This is a genomic window from Rhodococcus sp. NPDC055024 (assembly GCF_053608585.1).
This window is the reverse complement of record NZ_JBSGVT010000001.1, coordinates 574,706-592,217: the sequence shown is the minus strand read 5'-3', so window position 1 is coordinate 592,217 and position 17,512 is coordinate 574,706. Positions and strand designations below refer to the sequence as shown.

Sequence of the window (17,512 nt, the reverse complement as noted above, 5' to 3'; positions counted from 1 at the left end):
TCGGGGTCAGTTGTGCGCGTGCAGTGGTGTTCCCGCGAGTGCGAGCATGGCCTCGCCCAACGCTTCGTTCTGGCTGGGGTGTGCGTGGATGAAACGCCCGACTTCGTCGGGAAGTGCCTCCCAGGCAACGGCCAACTGCGCCTCGCCGATCAGTTCGCCGACGCGATCTCCCACCAAGTGGACACCGACAACAGGGCCTTTCGTTCCGCTGCGAATCACCTTGATTCCTCCGGTAGTCCGCAGGATCTGACTCTTGCCGTTACCCGCCAGGTCGTAGACGACGGTGCAGATGTCGCCGTACTGCGTGCGCGCCGCCTCTTCGCCGAGTCCGACTGATGCAACTTCGGGATGTGAGTACGTCACGCGGGGAATCAGATGTTCGGCGACCGGTATCGGATCCTTGCCGGCAATCTGTTCGGCTACGAAGATTCCTTGCTGGAAGCCGCGGTGCGCCAATGCAAGACCGGGCACGATGTCCCCGACCGCGTACACACCCTCCACGGAGGTACGGAGTCGTTCGTCGGCGACGACAAATCCCTTCTCGAGACTGATTCCGTTTTCGGCGAACCCGATGCCGCTCGCGCGGGGTCCGCGGCCGACGGCGACCAGCAGTACGTCGGTGTCGAGTATCGTTCCGTCGCTTAGTTCGATGCGGACCGAATCAGCTGCTTCTTTCGCGGAAACCATCTTTGTGCCTGTCTTGCAGACGATTCCGCGTTTACGATAGGCCCGTTCGAGCTGCTTCGACGACCAAGGGTCCTCAGCGGCGATCAGTCGGGGGAGCGCCTCGACGATGGTCACTTCGGCACCGAAGGAGCACCAGAGGCTTGCGAACTCGACGCCGATGACGCCGCCTCCCAGCACTGCCGCACTGGTGGGCACCTGGTCGAGTTCGAGCGCCTGGTCACTGGTGACGATCCGTCGTCCGAGTTCGACGCCGGGGAGCCCCCGCGGATAGGAGCCGGTAGCCAGAACGAGTGACGTTCCGGTGTAGCGGGTTCCGTCGACGTCGATGCTTCGCCCACCGACATACGTCCCGGATCCGTTGACGATGGTGATCTTGTGTTGCGCCAGCAATCCTTGCAAGCCGCCGTACAGGCGCTCGACTGTCCCGTTCTTGTAGTCGTGAACCTGTGCGATGTCGATGCCGTCAAATGCTGCACGGACTCCGAATTGCTCACTGGTGCGTGCAGAGTCGGCAACTTCGGCGGAATGCAGCAGTGCCTTGGTCGGGATGCATCCGCGGTGCAGGCACGTTCCGCCGACCTTGTCTGCCTCGATCAGCGTGACCGACAACCCGAGTTGGGCGGCGCGGATGGCGCAGGCATAGCCGCCGGAACCGCCGCCGAGGACCACGACATCACTGTGCCGTTCGCCGGTAGTCATCGGAGCCTTGGTCATCAGAGCCTTCCCAGGACGCGGATCGGGTTCTCGATGTAGTCACCGAACAGCCTCAGGAATCCACCGGCTTCGCCGCCGTCACAGACGCGGTGGTCGAAGCTCAACGAGATCTGTGCGACCTTACGAACGGTCAACTCGCCGTTCACCACCCACGGCTTGTCGATGATGCGTCCGATGCCGAGGATCGCCGCCTCGGGGTGGTTGATGATCGGAGTCGATCCGTCGACGCCGAATACTCCGTAGTTGTTGAGTGTGAAGGTGCCGCCGGTCAGGCGGGCGGGTTCGAGTTTGCCGTCGCGAGCGAGTCCGGTGGACGTCCGAAGTGCCTGTGCGAGTTCGACCGTGCTCAAAGAATCAGCATTGCGAATGACCGGGACCATCAATCCCTTCGGTGTCTGTGCGGCGATTCCGAGGTTAATGTGGGGGTGTCGGACGATCTCGCCTCGAGCAGTGTCGACCGACGAGTTCAGTTCGGGGTACTGCGCCAACGCCGCGGTGGTCAGCCGAGCCAGCAGTGCCATCAGGCTGATCTTGTCGGAATCGGGCAGTGCTTTGTTGATCTCGGCACGCGCCGTGAACAGTTCGGTGGCGTCGACGTCGACCCAGGTTGTTGCGTCCGGGATCTCGCGGCGGCTGGTGGACAGCTTGTCGGCAACCACCTTGCGTAGTCCCTTGATCGGGATTCTTTGGTCAGTCGCGTGTGACGTTTCCGTTTCCGGGCCGAAGTTTGCCCCGGCCTCGACGTCGGCGCGCGTGATGACTCCGCCAGCGCCCGATCCGGAAATCGTAGCCAGGTCGATACTGTTGTCAGAGGCCAGTTTACGAACGATCGGCGAGATCACACGTACCGACGGAGCAGCTCTGCGGCGGCGCAGAGGTGCATCCTCGCTCGTGCCGTACCCAATCAGGACGTTGCCCGAACCGGCGCGTTCCTCTTCGCGGTAGCGCTCGTGATTGGCCGAGACGACCACGTCCGCACTCTCGCTGCCACTCACAGTGATCAGCGGCGTACCCACCTTCAGGGTGTCGCCGTCTTTGCCATGGAGTTCGATCACGGTTCCGGCGAACGGGATGGGCACGTCCACAGCAGCTTTCGCAGTCTCGACCTCGACGACGATCTGATCGATGGTGACCACGTCGCCGACCTTGACATGCCACTCCGCGATGTCCGCCTCGGCCAGACCTTCACCCAGGTCAGGGAGCATGAATACCTGATTGGTCACGCCGTCACCGCCCAACGGGTGTCGGGAGAGTCGTTCCACTGCAGGCGGTCGACGGTATCGAGGACTCGGTCGACGCTGGGCAGGTGGTGACGCTCGAGCTTGGGCGCGGGGTAGGGGATGTCGAATCCGCTGACGCGGAGTACCGGGGCGTGGAGATGGTGGAAGCACCGCTCCTGCACTCGGGCAGCAATTTCCGCACCCACACCGGCAAAACCTTGCGCTTCCTGGATGACGATGCAGCGTCCGGTCTTTCGCACCGATGCGGTGACGGTCTCGTCGTCGAACGGCACTATCGAGCGGATGTCGATCACCTCGATGTCGCGGCCCTCGGCCGCGGCGGCATCGGCGGACTTCAGTGCAACGTCCACGGACGGACCGTAGGCAATGAGCGTCGCGTCACGACCGGGGCGACGGACGACGGCGCGCCCGATCGGCTCACGTGCGGTCAGTTCGACATCTGCTCGCGCGAAGTACAGCTTCTTGGGCTCGAGGAAGATCACGGGGTCGGGGTCCTCGATTGCCGAACGTAGCAACGAGTACGCATCTTCCACCGTGGACGGCGCCACAACCTTCAGTCCGGGTGTGTGCGCGTAGTAACCCTCGCTGGAATCACAGTGATGCTCTACCCCGCCGATACCGCCGGCAAAAGGAACGCGGATGACGATCGGGATCGACAGCGCACCCTTGGTGCGGTTGCGGATCTTCGCGACGTGGGAGGCGATCTGCTCGAATGCCGGGTAGGCAAACGCGTCGAACTGCATTTCCACGACCGGACGAAAACCGGCCATTGCCATACCGATTGCGAATCCGATGATGCCGGACTCGGCGAGTGGAGTGTCGAAGCATCGGTCGTCGCCGAAGTCGCGGGTGAGGCCGTCGGTGACGCGGAAGACGCCACCGAGCGTGCCGACGTCCTCACCGAAGACGACAACGTTGTCGTCCGCGGCCAGAGAGTCCCGTAGTGCGGTGTTGAGAGCCTGAGCCATCGTGAGCATGGGCATTGTCAGTTTCCCCCTGTGTCAGCGGCTTCGGCGGCAAGTTCGGTTTCGAGTTGGGCTTGTTGCTCACGCAGCTGCGGTGTCTGCTCGGCGAAGACGTACCGGAACAGATCGAGCGGATCGTGCGGGCGGTCGACATTCATGCCGGCGCGCAGTGCGGCGGCCTCTGCCTCGGCCTCTGCGGCCAGTGATTCCGCAAAGGCGTCGTCGATCAGATCGTCTGCACGCAGATACTTTTCGAGTCGCGGCAAGGGGTCTCGCCCAAGCCAGGCTTCAACCTCCGCGCTGTCGCGGTAGCGGGTGGCGTCGTCGGCATTGGTATGTGCGTCGATGCGATAAGTGTGTGCCTCGACGATGACCGGTCCATTTCCACTGCGGACGAAGCGCGCTGCCTCGTCCATGACGGCCATCATCGCGACGGGGTCGTTGCCGTCGACCTGCTCGCTGCCGATCCCGTAGCCGACGCCCTTGTGCGCCAACGTCGGTGCTGCGCTTTGGCGCGACAGTGGCACGCTGATCGCAAATCCGTTGTTCTGCACCAGAAAGATCACCGGTGCCTTGAAGACGGCGGCAAAGTTCAGTGCTTCGTGGAAATCGCCCTCGCTGGTGGCGCCGTCACCGCAGAGCGCCAGCGCGACGGTGTTCAAGCCCCGGCGGGACTCTCCGTAGGCCACTCCCGCTGCGTGCAGCAATTGCGTCGCCAGCGGGGTGCACTGCGGCGCACTGCGAAGTGCGGCCGGGTCGTACCCGCAATGCCAGTCACCGGCAAGCATGCTCAGAATCTGCACCGGATCGACACCTCTGGCGGCCAACGCCATCGAATCCCGGTAGGTGGGGAAGAGCCAGTCACGCGGTTCCAGACTCATCGCTGCTGCGATCTGACATGCCTCCTGGCCCCGCGAGGACGGATACACGGCCAGGCGCCCCTGTTTGGTCAGCGCCGTCGCCTGCTGGTCGAAGCGTCTGCCCAGGAACATCTTTCGATACATCTCGATCAGGCGATCGTCGCTCGGTTTTGCGTAGCGGGCCTCGCTGCGCGTCAGTTCTCCGGCAGGGTCGAGGTACTGCACCGCGGAATCGGCCGGCAGGAACTTTTGATAGCGCAGTTCCCCCAAGGGCTCGACAAGTGTCACTTCTACCTCCAGAAGACGTTGTGTCCATCAGTATTCGCACTTGGGCGACGCAATGGCAGAAGGCGTCGAAGATTCAAGACAAACGGCTTATCATGAGGATTCGGGCAACAATATGTCCATCAACCGACTCGACTACCGAAGCAGGAATGGACAGATGGCCACCGAACCGCACACTCTCGATGCGATCGACCGTCGCATCATCGCCGAACTGGTCGTAGACAGCCGCATCTCCATGCGCGCGCTGGCCGAGAAGGCACACATTTCGCGCGCTCACGCCTACGTCCGCATCGAAAGGCTCGGGGACGCCGGAATCATCACCGGATTCACGACGCGGATCGCCCACGAGAAGGCCGGGCTCGGCTCCTCGGCGTACGTGGCGCTCTCGATCAGGCAGCACTCGTGGAGGGGTCTGGCGGCGTCCTTGAAGGCTCTGCCGTTTGTCGAGCACTTCTCCCTCCTCGGCGGCGACTTCGACGTTCTGGTGCTGGTCCGTGCCCCGGACAACCGGGAACTACGCCACACCGTTCTCGAACAACTTCAGGGACTCGACGGGGTTCTCTCGACCAAAACATGGCTGATCTTCGAGGAGGGCAACGGACCGGGACCCAACTGGCTGCCCGCCTGATCCGTCTATAGTCGCCGTTAGCAGTTGCACACGGGAGGTGACTCGAATGACCCTGCACGGCCTGGGAATCGGTTGGCGCCCCGAGGTCTCCGGAATCATCGCTCAACTAGACGGCCTGGCGTTCTGCGAAGTCATTGCCGAATCCATCGGGAACGAGATACCTCAGCACCTCGGCTCGCTGGGAGTTCCGGTGATCCCGCACGGCATCTCGCTCTCACTCGGTGGGGCCGAGGCGGTAGATCAGGCTCGGGTCGATCACCTCGCGCATACAGCCCAGCTACTGGACGCCCCCTTGGCGAGCGAGCACATCGCATTCGTGCGGGCGGGCGGCATCGAGGCCGGGCACCTGCTCCCACTGCCGCGCACCTACGAAGCCGTCGACGCCTTGGTACGCAACATCACCCGGACTCAGGACGGTCTACCGGTGCCGTTTGCCGTCGAAAACGTTGCCGCTCTTTTCGACTGGCCGGACGACGAGTTGACCGAAGGGGAGTTTCTCGCGGAGATCGTCGAGCGCACCGGAGCCCTGCTGGTTCTCGACATCGCGAACGTCTACGCCAATGCTCTCAATCGCGGGCGTGATCCGTGGGCCGAGCTGAGCCGGCTGCCACTCGAACGAATTGCATACTGCCACATCGCCGGTGGCAGTCTCAGCGACGGCAGATACCACGACACGCACACCGATCCGGTGCCTGAAGCCGTGCTGGAACTCCTTGCGCAGTTCACCGCCGCCGGTCACCATCCCGCGATCATGCTCGAGCGAGACGGCAACTATCCGCCGGCACTGGAATTACTCGACGAGCTCGATGCCATCGCCGACGCAGCTGGTCTGGATCGCATCACGGCGGGCGCCGATTGGTCACGCACATGAGCACGCTCGGTGAGCGTCAAGAGGCGCTGATTCGGGCTCTGGTGGCGGGCGGCGAACTACCCGAAGGTTTCGACAAAGACGATGCTGCCGTTGTCTCGACGGCACTGCTCCGAAAGCGCGCAGGAGAAGTGGCGCACCACCTTCCGGTGGTGCGCCACACTCTCGGCGATCGTTATCTTCAGTTGTTCACAGCGTGGGCGGACGGGCGACCGAAGACGTCTTCGCATGCGGACGCCCAAGCATTTATCGCCCATCTCCAGGACATCGGCGAACTGCCTAGCCCGCCCTGGTATCAGAGATTTCGAAGGCGCTTACGCAAGTGAGACAACAGCTTCGCTTGTGTACATGAGGAACGTCATCGATTCCTGGAAGTACAGCTCGACGGAATTCGCATCGTGCGAGAGATAGCCGATGGACAGGTCCTGACCCAGATGCAGTTCGTAGTCACCGCCACGCGTCGAGAGCAGGAAAGCGCCGTCAATGGCCGGGGCCCAGATGATCTCGCCGTCGAGGACGCGTCGCAGGTGCTCGCGGATGGGGTAGCCGTGATCGGAGGTCTCGTTGATCGCGGTGAACGCGTCGGCATTCAGGAGCAGTGAGTACGGTCCGTTGACACCGGCCAAGCGCAGCGACGTGATCGCCTGGCTGATGGCCTCCGGGTAGTCCTTGGCGTCGATGGGGAGCTTGAGTTCCGGGTTGGAACCGCTGGCCCGCACGCCGGTGATGCTGGCTGCGGGGTATCCCTCGAAGATGGCGCGGTCCTCGGCGAAAGCGATCTGCTTGGCTGCGTCCTTGACGGGCTGCCAGTCGGAGTCCTTGGCGCCGCGCTCGACGTCGTCGATGGCCTGTCGGCTGATGGTGAACGGAACCCGCAGTTCGATGATCGGCTGTGACTGACGAGCATGTGCGATGACACCGTCGGCCAGGGGATTGATCGGCACCTGATGCCCGAGCGGGATGGCCGCGAGATCGTCACCCGACGGCCCCTCCACGTCCACGACACGACGACCGGCGACGTGACGCTTGAAGGTACGGCTGGCCTCTTCCTCGATCTCGGCCCAGGCTGCTGCCGAAATGGGTGCTAGGTCACGGTGCAGGTTTGTCATTGCTGGGCACTCCTTTTGAGGCTGCCGATTCCGAGAGAACCGTCAGAGATGGGCGCTGTGAACGTCGCTTCGGGAACGAGCCTGGTCGGCAAGTCCGGGGGATCGTCGAGAAAGTCCGCCGTCGGAACGAAGAAGTTGATTCCGGTGACGGCGGTGGAGAAATCGAGAATGCGGTCGTAGTTGCCGACGGGATTCCCGATGAACATGTTGGTGAGCATCTGCTCGGTGACCGTCGGCGACGCCGAGTAACCGATGAAGTAGGTACCCATCTCAGCGGAGCCGACGTGGCCGAACGGCATGTTGTCGCGCAGGATCTGGATCTGCTCACCAGATTCGTCTTCGATGACGGTGAGAGCGGTGTGGGAGTTGGCCGGCTTGGTGTCGTCGTCCATTTCGAGATCTTCGAGCTTGGAGCGTCCGATGACGTTCTCCTGCTCCTCGACGGGCAGGGAATTCCACTCCGACATGTCGTGGAGGTACTTCTGGACGATGACGTAACTGCTGCCCGCGAAGTCCGGATCCTCGTCGCCGACAGTGACCGCGACGTATGCGGCCTGCCCGGACGGGTTCTCGGTGCCGTCGACAAAACCCATGAGATCGCGTTGCTCGAAGTACTTGAACCCGTGGACCTCGTCGATCACCGAAGCGGCCCCGGCCAACCTGTTGGTCACGACCGTGGCGAACTCGAAACACAGGTCCATCTGACGGGCCCGGATGTGGAACAACAGATCGCCCGGCGTGCGCGGGGCGTGGTGTTTGTCACCGGTCAACTCGACAAAGGGATGCAATTCCGCGGGCCGTGGGCCGTCGAAAAGCCGGTCCCACGCATCCGAACCGATGCCCACGACGGCGGCCAAGCCACCTGCAGGAACCCGGAATCCGATTGAGCGCTGCAGCCCGGAAATATCCGCCAGAACGTCGTGAACTGCCTGCTCACCACCCTCGTCGATGGTGAAAACCAGGAAGATCGCAGCTTCCGTGAGCGGGGTCAGCAACGGCTGCGGTATCGCGGGAAGGGCCACTTCGGCCTCGTCGATCTCACTCGTTTCCGCCATGCAGACCAGTATGGACGATTCCGGCAGTCCCGGCATCAGTAGTGGGTAAGTAGAGACAGGGTGTCGGGTGAGGGTGTCGCGTTACGGTGTTGCGGCCTGGGCACCCGCGTCGAAGCCCGCAGGAATCTCGAAGATCTTTCCGTCGAACCCGGCGCGGTAGAGATGCCCGGCCGCGAAACCGGAATTGCCGCGCCCGTAGGTCAACACGCTCGACGCCTGCAGTCCGCTGGTGAGCGAGCAGTACTGGCCGGGGCCGTCGATACGCCACACCTCACCAATGATGTCGGTGGGGACAATGGCGCGATCTCGCGAATCCAAGGTCAAACCATCTGGGGCAGAGAAGGTTTCGAAACCGCCGAGATCGACCAACGACTCCGAATATCCTGGATTGTCGACGGAGATGCGGCTGACACCCGGGTTTGCGAACGTGCGCGAGACGTAGAGCCAGCGATTGTCGGCACTCAGGGCAGCGCCGTTTGCGCTCGGGAAGGTTGCCCACGCCGGATCGACGGCACCGCCTGGGCTGACCTTTCCGATCAGCGAACCGAAATCGTTGGTGGCGTAGATCGTTCCGTCGTGCGCCACGGCGAGGCCGTTTGCAGCACTCAGACCACCGGCTATCGGCGTCACGGCGCCCGAGTTCACGTCGACCCGCGCGACCGACGCAGCCCGCGTCAGATCGCCGATCAGAACACTTGCGTTTGCTCCGGTACCCACCAGCAGTGAACCGTCTGGGCTCCACGCGAGCGCCCCCGCACCGCCGGGAACCGTCGCGATCGGAACTGCAGCCTGACCAGGCGCATCGACGCGGAAGATGTGCCCGCTCACCAGGTCCGTCGTGTACAGGCGGCCCTGTCCGTCCACCGTGACACCCTCGAGAGCCGCGCCCGGAATCTGAGCGCTGAGTATCGCGGGCGACGATCCCGGACAGAGTGGAGCGGCCGCGGCACCGGACACGCCCAGAGCCAGAAGCGAACCGGCAACAAGAGCACCGGTGATACCAACACGAATACCGCGATCGAAGATCTGGGTGCGCATCTGCGCAACGCTAGACCCTCTGCCCGATTTCGCCTAGAGCGACCGAAGGAAAGAGATCAAAAGTTCATTGACCTCGCCAGCCCGTTCTTGTTGTACGAAGTGCCCCGCACCGCCGAGGAGATGTACACCCCGCAGGTCGGGGACGGTGTCCTTCATCCGGTCCAGTGCCTTGGGGCCACTCATCGCGATGACCGGGTCTTCGGCGCCCGCGACGAAGAGCGTCGGGACCTTGATGTGCGCGCCGTCCAGATCCGCACTGCGTTCCCAATTGGCGTCGTACGCTCGGTACCAGTTCAACCCTCCGGTGAAACCTGTTGCAGTAAAGGTCTTTACATAAAAGTCCAGGTCATCCTCGGCGAGCCACGACCAGGGCAGCGCAGGCGCCGCGGGAAGTACGTCGAGGTAACCGTTGCCTTCGGACGGGTTCTTCCAGACGTCGAGGTACCGGTAAGCCCCGGACAAAGCGTGAAAGAGCCGCTGAAGGAATTCACGTGGACGGGCGTCGAGTTCGCGCTCCGCGATACCCGGTTCCTGGAAATAGTGAATGTGCAGAAAGTGCTTACGCGCCAATGCGGCGTAGATCGTCGAGGGCTTGGCCGGGAACCTGTCCGGCGCATACGGGACTGCCAACGAGACCAGTCCCGCAACACGATCCGGGTGTCGCAGAGCGGTAGTCCACGCGACCGGAGCGCCGAAATCGTGACCGACGAACACCGCCTTGTCGATTCCGAGAGCGTCGAGTAGGTCGATCAGCCGGTTCGCGACGGCGTCGTTGGTGTAGTCCTCGATCGCGTCGGGGCGGGTAGTGCCGCCGTAACCCGGCATGTCGAGTGCAATCGCCCGAAAACCCGCTTCCGCCAACGCTGTCGACTGATGGCGATAGCTGTATCCGAGGCCAGGAAAGCCGTGGCACATGACCACAGCTGTCCCGGAACCGGAATCGTCAATCTGCCAACGGAATCCGTCGACATCGATCATCTTCACCGTCATGTCAGGAGGTGATCATGTCTTCCTGGTTCCAGAATGCGCGCATCGACAGGATCTTGCCGTCGTCGTCGAAGGTCATGACGTCGATGGGTGCGATGGTCAGGGTCTGCTCGCCGAGCTTGGTGATCAGCGAGAAGTGGAATGCCGCTTCGTTTCCGGCAATGCGGAGGGTCTGAAGGTGAGCTTCCTGGTCGAAGTTCTCGATCACGGAGTAGAACTCGAGAATGGACTCGCGGGTGGTGCGCACGTCGGTGCCCACCGGATCTTCGACCGTTGCACCCTCGGCATACAGGGCCACAACCTGGGCGGCAGTGCCCGTGGCAACTGTCTCGATGTAGGCGTCGACGGTCTTGCGGATTACCTCTGCGGACGGTGCCATGGTCTACCCCTCGTAGTTAGAACAGGTTCTAATTCTGAGGATAACCTACGTCCCTGATCCACGGGTCAGGTTTCGAGCACCTTGCGCAGCCGGGCCTTCTTCCGGTTCTCCCGCACGATCCAGACGACATCTGCGTCGTCCGATGCCTCCAGGGAGACGAACGCCGGCAGTGCATTCTTCGGATCCGCTGCGACCGCGACGCTCCAGCAGTACCCGAGCGCCTGCCGGAGAGTCCGTGTGTCGGCGTCACGACGGGCATCAGCTGGTTGCGAGACGATCCACTCGGTAGCGTCTCGGCACACCTGAACGGCCAGCGCAGCGTTGGCCTTGTCCTTGAGCAACCTCGGCTCGCAGATCCCGGCAGCGGCCGCGCGCAGCGTCAATGGATGGGTGGAGCGTGCCCATTGCTCGACGATCGCCCGCAATAATTGCGGATCCGTGTCACCTACCTCTTGAACAGCCATCGCGGCAGCTTCACGTGCTCGCCACGACGGACTGGTGGTCGCCTCCGTCAAGCTGCGGAGAACGGATCTCTCGTGCGCACGAACGAAGATGAATCCGAGCCCGACGATCCCACAGCAGCGGATGTATTCGTCCTCGGACTCCGCCGCCTGCACGATGTCGTCGTCATCGGCGCCGCGCGCGAACTCGAGCATGAGCGCGAGGTTCGCGCGCGGGCCGGGCAGTCCTGAACGCTCCGTCAGGTAACTCCACAGTTCATCGCCGTCCAGGTCCGCGAATGTCATGGGAGTCCTTTCGTCGGTACGCCCAATCCTGTCATCGCGGATTTACACGCGCAGCCTTTCCGATCAGTGAGCAGGTAGGAGGGACGTATCGTGCGCCGCGCCCGGGCCGGCGTCAACGAAAGCGGCACTCGTCGCACGAGCTTTGCAGGACGGGGTCATCAGCATCGACGACCTCTGGACCCAGAAGACCGAATTGATCGGAGCCCGCGGGATGGGCGCTCTCGCATCCGACGGTTATGTCGTGGAAACACCGACCGGCAGCGCATGCTGTGGGAGCAAGTTCGCACGGCAAAGGGCAGTGGTCGGGAGCCGAACCGAGCTGTCGAGATTTCGGCTTATGAGCCGAATCCGGCGCTACCGACGACCCGGACGCTCCGGTAGTTGGTGGTTTCATGGTCGGTGGTGCGGTGGGTGCAATTGTGGGACCTGTTGGTGTGAATCGATTTTCGTCGAAGTCTCGTTCTGTGATGGTGATCATTTGTTCTGCTGTGCCCGGGGCCGTTCGACTCAGCGTGACGGGAACACTGTAGTTCGGGCCGACGCCGTCAGCCGGTGACACCACTATGTGGTGCCCCGGCGGGCAGGCGCTCCGGCAGAACGACATTGAGTGCGGCGATGCCATCGTCATGGGTTGTGGCAGTTCCGAGATAGACCGGATCGGAATGGGAGTGGAAGTTCAGCGTTTTGTTCTTGCCATTGATTTCCACCACGATCGAGGTCGCGAGATCAGGTGCAGCCATGCAGCGAGCAATGCAGACCCTGGCTGAACTAGAACAGTCAGAACGTGCGGCCAGCACAGTCGAGTTCGCCCAGCGCGCAAAGGTATCGCGGTCCGCGAGCGACGAATCCTTGCTCACACGACTAGAACTCGCACACCAGAAGATTCGTGATCTAACACAAGAGAACCGTGAACTGCGAAATCGAATCGCACACACTCTGGGCGACCTGCGCACCGCACGCCTCGGCATCCGGATCGATGAAAATCACAAATCCCATTGACCTTCCCACCGGTACTCTGATCGGGATCCTATTGCTTGAGGTAGTAGCACCGGTTCGAGTAGGTTGCACTTTGAACCGACCTACAAACGGGCAGGCGGTGAATCTATCGAAGGATGATCCTTGGTTTTCGAGTTGGGTCACCCGACGATGGTGGCCCTCGACATTGACGGCACCCTGCACTGCGCGGAGGACACGAATCCGCTGGCGCACGAAACCATCAGTGTCGCTGTGCGGGCCGCCGTGCGAGCCGTTGTCCTATCCGGCGCCCATGTGGTGCTGTGCACTGGCAGACTTGCCCCGGCGACACGGCCTTTCCTGCGCGAACTCAACATCATTGCGGGTTTCGCGATCTGTTCCAACGGAGCGGTACTGATCGATGCCACCACTGGAAAAGTTGTCGAGCAAGCCTTATTCGATTTGCGTGATCCGATCGCTGTACTGCGCGAACAACTGCCTGGTGCGATCTTCGTGTCGGAGAACCCGGGCGTCGGGGTCAGAGCGACAGGATTCGTAGACGACGCGGATATGCATCACGGTGAGGTCGAGCTGGTCGGTATCGACGAACTCGCGACCATGTCGACCACCCGGCTGGCCGTCCATTGGCCTGGACACAGTGGGCAGGCGCTGACCGAAATTTTGAACGGTGTCGACCTTCCAGGCATTCGAAGTCTCTGCTACGAAGCCGAACCATTAGCAGATTTGACAGCCGCCGGGGTAAGTAAGGCTGCGATGTTGGAACGGCTGCGTATCGAGCTTGGCGTAGCCGCGACGGAGACCCTGGCCGTCGGCGACGGCATCAACGATTTGGAAATGCTGGACTGGGCAGCTCATGGCGTGGCAATGGGGCACGCACCCGCTTCCGTGCTTGCCGCAGCAGACCAGATTTGCCCCCCGGGCACAGAAGATGGCCTTGCCACCGCATTGTCGGGATGGTTTCGATAGTCGAATAAACGACTCAGATTCCGAACCGCTGAACGGGCTGCGGACCATAATCTGCGGACAAACAGGCACGTCGGCGACACTTTCCACGACAGGAACCGCGCGCGAACTCGAGCATAAGCCCAAGGTTCGCGCGCGGGCCGGGCAGTCCTGAACGCTCCTTCAGGTAACTCCACAGTTCATCGCCGTCCAGATCCGCGAACGTCATGGAGTCTTTTCGTCGGTACGCCCAATCCTGTCATCGCGGATTTACACGCGCAGCCCTCCGATCAGTGAGCAGGTAGGAGGGACGTCTCCTGCGCCGCGCCGTCTTCTGCGCCGATCTGGACGATGTTTCGCGGCAGGAACACGGCCGCGATCGCGCCGAGAACTGCTGCAGCAGCGCCAATCAGGAACGCGATGCGCATGCCCTCGTCGGTGTAGAACACAGCGCCCTCCATCGCCATCGCGATGTGCGAATTCAAGACCGTGAAGGCGATGACGGGAAGCACTGCGGGGAAGATGCTCTGGAAGACCGCAACCATGCTCGCCGTGGTTGCCTGCAACTGCGGCGGCACTGCTTCGATGAGCAGGTTCGGGATGGAGGCGTAGCCCATACCCATACCGACACCGAAGATTCCGGCAAAGATGATGAGCAGCGGCTTGTTGTCGTGAATGGTGGCTGTCAAGGTGAATCCGACTGCCATGAGGATCATTCCGGTGATCATCAGCAGACGGGGCCGGATGTTGCGCCCCACGAGGAAGCCCACGATCAAACCACCGACCACCACCATGCCGCCAAGCGGCGCCTGGAAGATCGCGAATCCCTCCGCCGTGACGCCGAATCCGTATCCCAGGCCGAGAACTGCTGGGGTCATCACCATCATCGGCAGCAAAATCGTGAAGACTCCCGACGCGCCGTAGCAGAAACCGGCACCGACGGCGGTGAGCATCACCGAACGCTTGCCGAAGTAGCGCAGGTCGATCAAGGGCTCGCGGATGGCTCGGGCAGAGGCAACCCAAGCCACTAACAGTGCGACGCCGCCGATCAGGTAGGCCAGTGTCGAGCCGTTCTTCCAGCCCCACGTCGGTCCGAAGCTTACGCCGATCAGAATTCCGGCGATGCCCGATCCGAGCAGCACCGCACCGACCAGGTCCAGCGAAGAGCGCAGTCGCACAGCTGATTCCGCCGTGGAAGCGAAGATCATGCCGCCGAGGAGAACCAGCCCGATGACGAAGAACCAGAAGATGCTCCGGAAACCGTGATTGTCGATCAGCCAACCGGTGAGGAACGGCGCCGGGATCGCAATCAGACCCATACCGGAAGTCGCGATACTGACGGCCAAGGCAACAGTTTTCGGCGGAAAAACATCTCGAATGAGGGAGTAACTCAGGAACAGGCAGGGAACGAGCAGACCCGTCAGCGACCGGCCCAGAATCAGGATCGCGTAGCTCGGCGCTATCGCCGAAATGAAGGATCCGACCGCTGCGCCGGCGACAGCAAAGAGCAGGACTTTTCGTTTGCCGTACATGTCGGCGAGCTTGCCGAGCAGAGGAGACGCGACCGCGCCCAGCAGCAGGAACGAGGTGAGCAACCAGGCTCCCTGCGTCGTTTGATAGTGCACCGAGATGGCTGGCAGCGCAGTGGAAATCATCATGTAGCTCACCGCGAGCATTTCGAGAAGAAGAACGATCGACGCCAGCGAGAACACCAGTCGCGGAGTCCACCGCTCCGGTACCGACGTCGATTCGGGCAGACTGGGAGACGAACCGTCGCTGTGGACATGAGACGCCATGGCTGGAAGATCCTTTCGGGACACCTACGAATTCGATTGACCCCCTGCCGAATACCGTCGACGGGGGCCTTGCCGGGAAGTGCAATGGAACGACAGCTACCGATCTCGGTAGCGTGTTACCTGCATCACAGCCCTCGTTTCGAACGCGCGCTACGGAATGTTCCGCGGAGCGGGACATTCAGGACAACGACTGATTGGCGTCACAAATCCGAAGCCGCCCATGGATTATGAGCAACGGCAACGATTTTCGGTTCGAACTTGAACGTAGGGAGACGACGCACTGACAATCAGGTCTCCATTGGTATTCGCAGAGAGATCGAACGCATAGCCGTCGGATCCGCGCGCAGTCGACGATTTGAGCCCGCCTTCGGCCACCAACACCTTCCATCCGAAGCCCATCCACACCTGGACGAAGGTGTCGAAGTATTCAGCGGACTTTCCCGGGGGAATATCGACCCCCCATTACTTGACGATGACGTCAAGCGACCGGTTCCCGACTGTGTCGTCGTCGACGCAAGGCAGAACAGTCCCATTGCCAAACAATCCGCTGGGAGCTTGCGGATGCTGACGGGACAACGCGGCATCGCTCGGAGCCTGAGCCAAAGTATCGGTCGAATCTCGGATAACAGATTGACACGCAAGAGATTCGGTCAAATTTCTGTTTACTGATGCGCCCCGAACCACGGATTCACCTTCTACGTCAGCTTCCTTCGCGCATCCTGCCAGCGCAATCAGCACCTCGAATATCGCAGCCACACAACGCGTAGGCATCGAGATCGTTCCGGTGACATCGATCATTGCGATTCGGTATTCAATACAGGGAGGTCGCCGGAAGCCGGGATACCGATCAGATTGATTTGCAAAAGAATGAACATGGATTCTGCGCACGTGACCGAACAGCATTGGTACAGACCTCAGATATCCACGCCCCCACCAATGCTGTCGAACCCCTGCACGCGACCCGAGATATAAGCTCTACATACAGGATGCTCCACGCAAACCGCGCCGATCACATTCTTGAACTCAGCTGTCCTCATCCGTTTCCTGGAAGTTGCTTGCAATGTCGTAAAGAGTCCGGCCGCCTCGCAGCCACACACCCGGCCCCGACAGGACGTGCGGCTTCGATTGCGTTGCCCGTTCGATGATGTGCTTTCCAAGGCCCGTAAGAGACCACGATGTACCGTCCGGTTCTGCGCACCAACGCAGCACTTTGGTTGTACCGCCAACCCATTCGGCACGCCCACGGTTCTTGTCTTCCGAAATCCATCGTTCGACATCCGCACGAACGGCAGAATTGACTGCTGTGCCTAACTCAAGAGTGAGAAGTTCGCCAGGTTCGATGAGCCCGTATTGCTGAATGATGTGGACAGATTTCTTGTTGCGTCTACGTTCAACGATTTCCATCGTTACCTGGTCCACGGCTTCGTGCGGGATCCCCGCCGTAAGGATTCTGGTCTCAATTCCCTCAGCTGGGAACTCGCAGTGAAATGTCAAGCACAACTGCTGTGGCACTTCGGGTTCCGAATCGTCGATCACAAAGAGCGTTGCCGTGTGGATTTCGATGTCGAGTGCTGTCGGGGCAAGTTCTGTAAGCCACTTGACGGTCGTGTAAACCTGCGGGTGGAAACTCTCGGCGATGAGTACGATTTTGGGGCGCGTGAGGAGATCAGGAGTCCATTCTCCTTCTCCAGCCACCACCGAACGCAACCTGTTCAGAGCTTCAGCGCTGGTAATCGTCGGCATATCGTCGAGTTTCTGCTGATTGCACCAGTCCGCATGCGCTTCGGCCAGCGTGTCCATGGTGAATGATGCAACCATTGCGGCGTACGTCAGTGCCTGCAGATGTATCTTGCTGTCGGAGCCGCGCTTTAACTCTACGACGATCAGTTGGCCAGATGGGTCAAGGGCCAACACATCGAGGCGGGACTTTTCGCGATCGCCCGACGGTAATGCCCACTTGTCATATTGAGTCGCCACTATCTGCACGCCTGTACCGAGAACGTCGGGGTTGGCGACTACCCAACGCTCCAAGTCAGACTCCACCAGATTGTGTCGCTTGAGCGTGGACTGGCCGAATGGGAGGGCGTTCTGGCCATCGATGCGAAAGACCCTCGCAGCATTGAGCACACTTGATCCATTTCTGTTACCGACTGAATGTAACTTCTCTGCTGGACAATATATCTCGCAATCAATCGGGGATCGTCCCCCAGATACACCTGTGCGCCGTTTCGGTAGCG

At 61.4% G+C, this 17,512-nt stretch carries 17 protein-coding genes; 4 read left to right on the top strand and 13 right to left on the bottom strand.

Annotation, left to right across the window (positions count from 1 at the left end; translation table 11 throughout):
• Positions 1-6: 6 nt before the first annotated feature.
• Genes lpdA through pdhA form a run of 4 tightly spaced genes read right to left on the bottom strand, consistent with a single transcriptional unit; the run spans position 7 to position 4,755 of the window.
• The gene (lpdA, locus tag ACWF6P_RS02725; RefSeq protein WP_452619872.1) at positions 7-1,401 is read right to left on the bottom strand and encodes a dihydrolipoyl dehydrogenase; all 1,395 of its coding nucleotides are present in this window, start codon (positions 1,399-1,401) and stop codon (positions 7-9) included.
• Entirely contained in the window at positions 1,401-2,624 is a 1,224-nt protein-coding gene (locus tag ACWF6P_RS02720) for a dihydrolipoamide acetyltransferase family protein (RefSeq protein ID WP_452619871.1), read from the bottom strand. Before ACWF6P_RS02720 ends, lpdA begins: the two co-directional genes overlap by 1 nt.
• Positions 2,621-3,625, bottom strand: coding sequence for an alpha-ketoacid dehydrogenase subunit beta (locus ACWF6P_RS02715; RefSeq protein WP_378541243.1), 1,005 nt, complete (start codon positions 3,623-3,625; stop codon positions 2,621-2,623). Before ACWF6P_RS02715 ends, ACWF6P_RS02720 begins: the two co-directional genes overlap by 4 nt.
• Before the next feature lie 2 nt (positions 3,626-3,627).
• Entirely contained in the window at positions 3,628-4,755 is a 1,128-nt protein-coding gene (gene pdhA, locus ACWF6P_RS02710) for a pyruvate dehydrogenase (acetyl-transferring) E1 component subunit alpha (protein ID WP_452619870.1), read from the bottom strand.
• Positions 4,756-4,909: 154 nt separating this feature from the next.
• Between pdhA and ACWF6P_RS02705 the strand changes: the two genes are divergently transcribed.
• Genes ACWF6P_RS02705 through ACWF6P_RS02695 form a run of 3 tightly spaced genes read left to right on the top strand, consistent with a single transcriptional unit; the run spans position 4,910 to position 6,574 of the window.
• Positions 4,910-5,380 (top strand): Lrp/AsnC family transcriptional regulator, encoded by a 471-nt coding sequence (locus tag ACWF6P_RS02705; RefSeq protein WP_452619869.1) that lies wholly within the window; start codon positions 4,910-4,912, stop codon positions 5,378-5,380.
• A 46-nt stretch (positions 5,381-5,426) separates the two neighbouring features.
• Positions 5,427-6,251: a DUF692 domain-containing protein gene (locus tag ACWF6P_RS02700; protein ID WP_452619868.1), complete on the top strand. Its 825-nt coding sequence runs from the start codon at positions 5,427-5,429 to the stop codon at positions 6,249-6,251.
• On the top strand, positions 6,248-6,574 hold the full coding sequence (locus ACWF6P_RS02695; protein WP_452619867.1) for a hypothetical protein: 327 nt from the start codon (positions 6,248-6,250) through the stop codon (positions 6,572-6,574). The genes ACWF6P_RS02700 and ACWF6P_RS02695 overlap by 4 nt, the downstream gene beginning before the upstream one ends.
• Here ACWF6P_RS02695 and ACWF6P_RS02690 read toward each other — a convergent pair.
• The 7 genes from ACWF6P_RS02690 to ACWF6P_RS02660 form a co-directional block, all read right to left on the bottom strand.
• Positions 6,563-7,357, bottom strand: a complete 795-nt coding sequence (locus tag ACWF6P_RS02690; protein ID WP_230816233.1) for a family 1 encapsulin nanocompartment shell protein — start codon at positions 7,355-7,357, stop codon at positions 6,563-6,565. The genes ACWF6P_RS02695 and ACWF6P_RS02690 overlap by 12 nt on opposite strands.
• Positions 7,354-8,412: a Dyp-type peroxidase gene (locus ACWF6P_RS02685; RefSeq protein WP_042447536.1), complete on the bottom strand. Its 1,059-nt coding sequence runs from the start codon at positions 8,410-8,412 to the stop codon at positions 7,354-7,356. Before ACWF6P_RS02685 ends, ACWF6P_RS02690 begins: the two co-directional genes overlap by 4 nt.
• A gap of 81 nt (positions 8,413-8,493) precedes the next feature.
• A complete protein-coding gene (locus tag ACWF6P_RS02680; protein WP_452619866.1) occupies positions 8,494-9,450 on the bottom strand; it encodes an SMP-30/gluconolactonase/LRE family protein in 957 nt (318 codons plus the stop codon).
• A gap of 33 nt (positions 9,451-9,483) precedes the next feature.
• Complete coding sequence (locus ACWF6P_RS02675) at positions 9,484-10,440, bottom strand: alpha/beta fold hydrolase (RefSeq protein ID WP_452619865.1); 957 nt, start codon at positions 10,438-10,440, stop codon at positions 9,484-9,486.
• 1 nt (position 10,441) lies between these two features.
• Positions 10,442-10,816 carry a nuclear transport factor 2 family protein gene (locus tag ACWF6P_RS02670; protein ID WP_276117230.1) on the bottom strand — a complete coding sequence of 125 codons (375 nt, stop codon included), beginning with the start codon at positions 10,814-10,816 and terminating at the stop codon, positions 10,442-10,444.
• Between the two features lie 65 nt (positions 10,817-10,881).
• Complete coding sequence (locus ACWF6P_RS02665; protein WP_452619864.1) at positions 10,882-11,562, bottom strand: HEAT repeat domain-containing protein; 681 nt, start codon at positions 11,560-11,562, stop codon at positions 10,882-10,884.
• A gap of 545 nt (positions 11,563-12,107) precedes the next feature.
• Positions 12,108-12,419 (bottom strand): hypothetical protein, encoded by a 312-nt coding sequence (locus ACWF6P_RS02660; protein ID WP_452619863.1) that lies wholly within the window; start codon positions 12,417-12,419, stop codon positions 12,108-12,110.
• A gap of 262 nt (positions 12,420-12,681) precedes the next feature.
• Between ACWF6P_RS02660 and ACWF6P_RS02655 the strand changes: the two genes are divergently transcribed.
• Positions 12,682-13,503, top strand: coding sequence for an HAD family hydrolase (locus tag ACWF6P_RS02655; protein WP_452619862.1), 822 nt, complete (start codon positions 12,682-12,684; stop codon positions 13,501-13,503).
• Positions 13,504-13,769: 266 nt separating this feature from the next.
• Here the strand turns inward: ACWF6P_RS02655 and ACWF6P_RS02650 are convergent, their stop codons facing one another.
• Together ACWF6P_RS02650 and ACWF6P_RS02645 are read right to left on the bottom strand one after the other, a co-directional pair.
• Complete coding sequence (locus tag ACWF6P_RS02650; RefSeq protein ID WP_452619861.1) at positions 13,770-15,275, bottom strand: MFS transporter; 1,506 nt, start codon at positions 15,273-15,275, stop codon at positions 13,770-13,772.
• Between the two features lie 1,023 nt (positions 15,276-16,298).
• Complete coding sequence (locus ACWF6P_RS02645; protein WP_452619860.1) at positions 16,299-17,402, bottom strand: DNA-binding protein; 1,104 nt, start codon at positions 17,400-17,402, stop codon at positions 16,299-16,301.
• Positions 17,403-17,512 lie beyond the last annotated feature (110 nt).

What these genes read in the sequence shown, in the direction of transcription:
- ACWF6P_RS02685 (WP_042447536.1), bottom strand. Translation starts at nt 8,412, where the DNA reads ATGGCGGAAACGAGTGAGATCGACGAGGCCGAAGTGGCCCTTCCCGCG.
- ACWF6P_RS02650 (WP_452619861.1), bottom strand. Translation starts at nt 15,275, where the DNA reads ATGGCGTCTCATGTCCACAGCGACGGTTCGTCTCCCAGTCTGCCCGAA.
- ACWF6P_RS02690 (WP_230816233.1), bottom strand. Translation starts at nt 7,357, where the DNA reads ATGACAAACCTGCACCGTGACCTAGCACCCATTTCGGCAGCAGCCTGG.
- ACWF6P_RS02675 (WP_452619865.1), bottom strand. Translation starts at nt 10,440, where the DNA reads ATGACGGTGAAGATGATCGATGTCGACGGATTCCGTTGGCAGATTGAC.
- ACWF6P_RS02695 (WP_452619867.1), top strand. Translation starts at nt 6,248, where the DNA reads ATGAGCACGCTCGGTGAGCGTCAAGAGGCGCTGATTCGGGCTCTGGTG.
- ACWF6P_RS02700 (WP_452619868.1), top strand. Translation starts at nt 5,427, where the DNA reads ATGACCCTGCACGGCCTGGGAATCGGTTGGCGCCCCGAGGTCTCCGGA.
- ACWF6P_RS02680 (WP_452619866.1), bottom strand. Translation starts at nt 9,450, where the DNA reads ATGCGCACCCAGATCTTCGATCGCGGTATTCGTGTTGGTATCACCGGT.
- ACWF6P_RS02715 (WP_378541243.1), bottom strand. Translation starts at nt 3,625, where the DNA reads ATGCCCATGCTCACGATGGCTCAGGCTCTCAACACCGCACTACGGGAC.
- lpdA (WP_452619872.1), bottom strand. Translation starts at nt 1,401, where the DNA reads ATGACCAAGGCTCCGATGACTACCGGCGAACGGCACAGTGATGTCGTG.
- ACWF6P_RS02665 (WP_452619864.1), bottom strand. Translation starts at nt 11,562, where the DNA reads ATGACATTCGCGGACCTGGACGGCGATGAACTGTGGAGTTACCTGACG.
- ACWF6P_RS02705 (WP_452619869.1), top strand. Translation starts at nt 4,910, where the DNA reads ATGGCCACCGAACCGCACACTCTCGATGCGATCGACCGTCGCATCATC.
- ACWF6P_RS02670 (WP_276117230.1), bottom strand. Translation starts at nt 10,816, where the DNA reads ATGGCACCGTCCGCAGAGGTAATCCGCAAGACCGTCGACGCCTACATC.